This is a genomic window from Desulfurellaceae bacterium (assembly GCA_021296095.1).
Classification (GTDB): domain Bacteria; phylum Desulfobacterota; class Binatia; order Bin18; family Bin18; genus JAAXHF01.
In genome coordinates this window covers 14773-20999 of record JAGWBB010000070.1, presented here as the reverse complement: position 1 = coordinate 20999, position 6227 = coordinate 14773, and the positions used below count along the sequence as shown (strand labels likewise).

6 protein-coding genes are annotated in these 6227 nt (G+C 62.6%); 1 reads left to right on the top strand and 5 read right to left on the bottom strand.

Going from position 1 to position 6227, the window contains the following annotated elements:
* Window positions 1-288: 288 nt before the first annotated feature.
* Entirely contained in the window at window positions 289-534 is a 246-nt protein-coding gene (locus J4F42_15980; GenBank protein ID MCE2487014.1) for a hypothetical protein, read from the top strand.
* A gap of 59 nt (window positions 535-593) precedes the next feature.
* On the opposite strand, the gene J4F42_15975 is transcribed toward J4F42_15980, so the two are convergent.
* The 5 genes from J4F42_15975 to J4F42_15955 all read right to left on the bottom strand — a co-directional run.
* Window positions 594-1253: a M50 family metallopeptidase gene (locus J4F42_15975; protein MCE2487013.1), complete on the bottom strand. Its 660-nt coding sequence runs from the start codon at window positions 1251-1253 to the stop codon at window positions 594-596.
* Window positions 1254-1269: 16 nt separating this feature from the next.
* Window positions 1270-1662, bottom strand: coding sequence for a RidA family protein (locus J4F42_15970; protein ID MCE2487012.1), 393 nt, complete (start codon window positions 1660-1662; stop codon window positions 1270-1272).
* Window positions 1663-1686: 24 nt separating this feature from the next.
* A complete protein-coding gene (locus tag J4F42_15965; protein MCE2487011.1) occupies window positions 1687-4074 on the bottom strand; it encodes a glycoside hydrolase family 65 protein in 2388 nt (795 codons plus the stop codon).
* Complete coding sequence (locus tag J4F42_15960) at window positions 4067-4831, bottom strand: beta-phosphoglucomutase family hydrolase (protein ID MCE2487010.1); 765 nt, start codon at window positions 4829-4831, stop codon at window positions 4067-4069. The genes J4F42_15965 and J4F42_15960 overlap by 8 nt, the downstream gene beginning before the upstream one ends.
* 103 nt (window positions 4832-4934) lie before the next feature.
* A partial coding sequence (locus tag J4F42_15955) for a M20/M25/M40 family metallo-hydrolase (protein ID MCE2487009.1) occupies window positions 4935-6227 on the bottom strand: 1293 nt, incomplete at its 5' end.

The following is a 6227-nucleotide window of genomic DNA, read 5'->3' as shown; positions in this document are numbered from 1 at the left end:
CCGCGCTTGCGCTTTGCAACACAATTCTTATAATACGGCCATCTCAGCGATGAGAGGAGTTGTGATGTCCGAATCCGACCAACCGCACTCTAGACAGGAAGAACCGGACGACCCGGCCGAGACGGTCGTGGCCTTGCCACGCATCGCTCTCAGGCTCCGAGGGACGGCCTTGGGCCAGCCCCGGTTCGGGTCCCACGTGTTCGTTCCATCGGTTCTCACCCGCTGATAGCAGGCCAACTCGGAATTCCTTCCCCGTGGCCGCGGCGGCGGCACAACTGGAGGGAATTCATGGCCAAACCCGATTCAAGCTTCAAATACCGCATCGGACAGTGTGTCACCCCGAAGCCGCCGGCTGACCGGCCGGCGACGGGGCGCTTCGAGGTGGTCTCACAGCTGCTGCAAGCGACCCCCAGCGGTCCGCAGCGTTTTTACTACCTGCGCCGCACGGAACAGTCCGACCGGGGCTCAGCCACTTCGTCGCCCACCCTGCGTCTGCTCGAAGAGCAGGTCGCGCCGCTTGGCCAGAAGGGCTAGGCCGGGGCGGACGGACATCCGCCCGCCCGACCCGGCGCGTCTTCTCCACAGGGGAGGCGCTAAGGTTCTGACTGGGTAGGCATGCGCAGGCTCCGACGCAGACAGTACACCACCGCCAACAGGCTGATCGCCATCCACACCCCGCCCCACACCACGGTTGCCCCGCCGAACTCCTCGGCCAGCATACGCGCGTCGGAGCGCAGCTGGGAACGGGCGATGGTGTCGCTATAGATGTCCAGCGGCGCGTACAGCAGGCTGGTCAGCCCGATCAAGCGCAGCAAAAAGCCGTTGACGGCCGGCCTGACCCACCAGCCCGTCGCCAGCATGCCGCACCCGGCCAGACAACCAAAGGCCAAGCCGAACAGGTTGCGGACATACACCACTGTAATGCCGGCCACCGTCAGCCCCAGCACCACCATGATCGTCTGCTGCCGCCGGGTGCCTGTCGCCAGCAGATAGATGACCATGCCCCAGGCCAGAGAACCGAGATACCCGGCGCTCAGACTGAGGAAACGGTTGCCGCCGACGGCAATCACCTGTCCACCCTGCTGGGGATCGATGGCCATGGCCCGGACCGTCCCACCGGTCGCCACGGTGACCAGGGCGTGCGACGCCTCATGAAAAAAGACCACCAGCAGCTTGAGCGGATAGACAAGGGTGTGATGCCACAGCAGAACAATCAGTCCCAGCAAGCCGGCCAGATAGACCGCCTGTCTCATCCTGCGCCGTATCGGGCTAGGCACTGAGCCGGGCAATCACCTTGATCTCGACCAGGGCGCCGGGAAACGCCAACTCGGTAGTACCAATCGCCGTCCAGGCCGGATAGGGCTCTGCCATATAGCGATCCTTAACCTTCATGAACGTGCCCAGGTTATCGCGCAGGCCGACATGAAAGGTCGTCATCTCGACCACGTTGTCAAACGAGACACCGGCCGTTTCCAGGACGGCTTTGACATTCTCGAACGCCTGGGTGAACTGGGTTTCAGGGTCGTCGGCAATGGCGTTATCGGCGCCGTTGCCGAGCTGGCCGGAGCAGAACAGGCGATCACCGTCCTTGATCGCCGGGGCGAAATGGAAGTTCGTATAGTAGCTCTCCATACCGGTCGGAGTCACAACCTCTTTGCTCATACAGATCTCCTTTCTCGGATCGTTTCAGGTCGAAGCCGCCGCCAGGGCGGGCGGGCGGGCCGAACGCAGCGGACACAGGCGCGGCTCCCAACCGGTCAGACGCACGTCCTGGCCCTGGTGGGAAATCGTCAACTCATCGCCCTGGCGCAGCAGATAGGTCACCGCATCCTGCTGAATATCGACCACCAGGCTCATCCCCCGCACCATCAGGGGGAATTTCAGCCGCTGCCACCGGGCCGGCAGCTTGGGGTCAAACGAGAGGCGGCCGTCATGATCGCGCATGCCTCCGAAGCCGTACACCAGCGCCATCCAGGTCCCGCCCATTGCGGCCAGGTGTATGCCGTCCTGGACGTTGCCGGTGATGTTGGCCAAGTCCATGAGGGCGGTCGAGCGGAAGTATTCGTAGGCCTTCTCGGCATATCCGATGTCTGAGGCGGCAATGCTCTGGATTGAGGCTGACAGTGACGAATCGCCGGTCGTCAGAGGGTCGTAATAGTCAAAATTGCGCTTTTTCTGCTCAATGGTGAATTCGTGGCTGAGCAAGAACATGGCCAGTACCACATCAGCCTGTTTGATGATCTGGCGGCGATAAATCATCAGCGGATGATGGTGCAGAAAGACGGGATATCTCTCGGCTGGGGTATTGGCAAAATCCCACGGCTCCTGGTCCAGAAAGTGGTCGTCCTGGGGGTGGATGCCAAGCTCCCGGTCGTAGGGTACATACATCCGGTCGGCCACGTCCTGCCACTGGGCGACCTCCTCGAAGGCCAGACCGGTCTTCTCGACCAGAGTCGCGTACCAGCCAGGCTTGTCTTTTTGCAGCGCCGTCACGGTCTGGGCCGCGTAGCGGAGGTTCTCGCGGGCCATCAGATTGGTAAAGGCGTTATTGTTGACCACCGTGGTGTATTCGTCGGGCCCGGTCACGCCGTTGATACAGAACTTCCCGCCCGCCCGTTCGGAGTAAAACCCCAGGTCGCACCACATTCGGGCGGTCTCGACCAGCATTTCAGCACCGACTTCCTGCAAGAACTCGGCGTCGCCGGTGGCGTCTACATATTTATGCAGGGCGTATATGATGTCGGCATTGATGTGGTACTGGGCCGTTCCGGCCGCGTAGTAGGCAGAGGCTTCCTCACCGCTGATCGTCCGCCACGGAAATTTGGCTCCCCGCAGACCGAGTTCCTGGGCACGCTGGCGGGCGTGGGTCAGCTTATCGTGGCGAAACTTGAGCAGATTGCGGGCGATTCGCGATGCGGTGTAGATCAGAAACGGCATGACATAGATTTCGCCGTCCCAGAAATAGTGACCCTCATACGCCTGCCCGGTCAGACCCTTGGCCGGCACGCCCGCCCCCTCGACTCTGGCGGTCGCCTGGCACAGCTGAAACAGGTTGAAGCGCACGTCCTGCTGAACGGTCGGCTGACCGTCGATTTCCACGTCGCTGCGTTGCCAAAAGTCGTACAGATACAGCTGCTGGCTGTCCAGCAGCTCTGAAAAGCCGTGCTCCAGAGCCCGATCAAGCGTGTGCTCGGCCCGCGTGCATAGCTCATCGGTCGGCGCCGAGCCCGAGGTGTGATAGGTCATATACTTGGTCAGGCTGATGGGCTGACCGGGTAAAGCCTCGACACGCAGGACGAGCTTGCCGGAGTCCGGTGTGCTCGCGCTGGTATAGGAGAAGCGACACGCGGTTTCCAGGCTGTGATCAATACCGCAGGCGATCGTCATCCGGCTGCGTCGGGTCGCATGGCCCAGCACTACCCGTTTATCCCTGCCCTCCGGCACATAGTGGTGCTCGGGCAGGAGTGGACGCTCCGAGAAATCGCGGGCTTTACGGGGGTCTGTGCTGGCCGCGTCTGGAACGCTGTGGCGGTAGACGACCTCGGAGGAAATCACGACTGGGGCCGGGGCGTTCAGGACCGTCACCTTATATTCAATCGCGGCAAGATGGCGGTGACTCAGGGAGACCAGACGACGCGATTTGATCAGCACCCGCTTGCCGGCCGGCGTCTCCCACAGTAGCTCGCGGTTGAGCGTGCCGCCCTTCATATCGAGCGTGCGGGTATAGTGCAGCAGGTTGGCATAGCGCAGCGAGAGCGGTTCATCATCGATGTACAGCTTGATGATCCTGCTATTCGGAACGTTGACAATCGTCTGACCGGTTTTGGCGAAACCGTAGGCTTCCTCGCCGTACACAATCGGCCACGACTCGTAAAAAGCATTGACAAAGGTGCCGTCTTCCTCGACTGGCGAGTCTTCCTCAAAGCAGCCGCGCATACCCAGATAGCCGTTGCTGAGGGCAAACAGCGTCTCCGTCCCGGCCAGGAACTGCGGATAGTAGCGATTTTCAATAATCTTCCATTCATCAATCGGATAGACGGAGTGGGGAAGACCAAGGGTGTGTTGTTTAATCATGGCCAATCAGATCCCTCAGGTCCGTGACGACGATATCGGCCCCATGCTCTCGCAGGGCCTGCGCTTCGCCGGCCTGTGCGCGGCGCGCCACGCCGACCACCAACCCAAAGCCGCCTGCGCGTCCGGCCTGCACACCGACCAGCGCGTCTTCAATCACCACCGCCCGCTGGGGCGGAACACCGAGCTGGCGGGCCGCAGCCAGGAAGGTGTCGGGCGCGGGCTTGCCCTTCAGCTTGAGGTCGGCCGCCATCCCACCGTCGAGTCGCAGTTCAAACAGATCGGCCATATGGGCCGCCTCCAGGATCGCCGGGCAGTTGCGGCTCGACGACACGACGGCCGTTTTCAGGCCCCAGGCGCGCATCGCCCGCACAACGCTCAGCGCGTCCGGATAGGTCTCGACCCCGTCCGCAGCAAGAACGGTCTGGATGAGGTCGTTCTTGCGATTGCCCAGGCCACACACTGTCCGGCGTTGGGGAGGATCGTCCGGGTTACCGTAGGGCAGACACAGGCCGCGCGCGGCGAGAAAACTCTGGACGCCCTCATAGCGCGGTTTACCGTCAACGTAGCGGGGGTAATCGGTGCGGATATCAAAGGGCACGAAAACGCTGTTGTCGCAGCGCGCCTGGTGCTGGAGAAACTCGTCGAACATACGTTTCCAGCACGCGGCATGAACTTTTGCGGTCGCCGTGAGTACTCCGTCAAGGTCGAACAGCACAGCCTCAAAGCGTTCCGGTGTTATCGAATGGGGCGGACTCATGCGACCCCCTGTTTGCCGCCGACCCTCTCCTGGCAGCTCCCCTGACGGCGCGGTCAGGTCACACGGTGTCACGGAAGCCTTCCTCGGTCAAGAGGAAGTGTTCCTATTCGCGCGAGCCGGGCGTGATGCTGAGGATCAGTTCTTGGCCGCGACGCTGGACGCCGATCTCGACCGGTCTGTCAATGCGTAAGCCGTCCAAGGCATAAGTATAATCATAGATATTTTCGATACGCTGGCCCGCCAGCCGAACAATAATATCGCCGTCTTGCAGACCGGCTCGGGCTGCGGGACCGCCGCTGACCACGCCTGACAGCCTGACCCCGACCACGTCCGCCTGGGTGTAATCCGGGATAGTGCCCAGATAGGCGCGCAGTCCGACACGTCCGACCTGACGGGACGGTCGGTCTATTTCCCGGTAGTCGGGCACGTCCTGACGGGTGGCGAGCTGCGTGGCCAGGGCGGCCATCAGACGGGTGATTTTTTCCGTACCCGCAAGCTGAATTTTATCGGCCGTGTCACGCGGAGTGTGGTAGTCCTCGTGCGCGCCGGTAAAGGCGCTCAGCACCGGAACCCGCTTGAGATAGAACGACGTGGCGTCGGTCGGCAGATAGCTCTCGTTTTGCAGGCTCAGCGGCAGCCCGAGCCCGGCGTTGGCCTGTTCGATGAGGTCGGTCCAGACCGCACTCGAGCCGACGCCCTGGAGCACGACGCTTTTTTGCAGCCGCCCGATCATATCCATGTTCAGGTAGGCGGCCGGTCTCGGCGCAGCCGGCTGAGCGGCGTGGTTGTCGAACGCGCGGGTAAAATGGCTCGATCCCAGCAGCCCCATTTCTTCCCCGGACCAGGCGGCGAATACCACATCCCGTTGCAACGCGAGTTGCCCCCGAGCTTTTTGGGCGGCCAGATGCTGGGCAATTTCGAGCAGGCCGGCAACGCCAGAGGCGTTATCGTCAGCCCCGTAATGGATGGTCCCTTTTTCTTGGCCGCGGGCCAGCGAGTCGGCGCCGTGTCCACTGCCGAGATGGTCGATATGCGCTCCGATCACTAGCGGGCGAGACCCGGCCGGCCCGTTTGCCAGCAGACGGGCCAGGACGTTACGCCCGGTTTTTTTCTCCTGTTGAATATCTATGCGGGCGGCCAGCCGCAGCCCGGGCAGCGCGAACCCCGCGACCGGCCGGCCCGTATCCGCAGCGTCGTGCAGCGTCTTGAGGTCTTGGCCGCCAGCCTGCAACCAGGTGGCCGCGACCGCATCGGTGACCGACAGCACCCCAATACTCGTCCCGGCCAGCGAGGCGTCAAAGGCCAGGCCGACGAGTTGCTCGTTGACCGCGGCGTTGGGACCGCTGACGACAATGAGTCCCCGCGCGCCATGATCGCGGGCGACCATGGCCTTGCG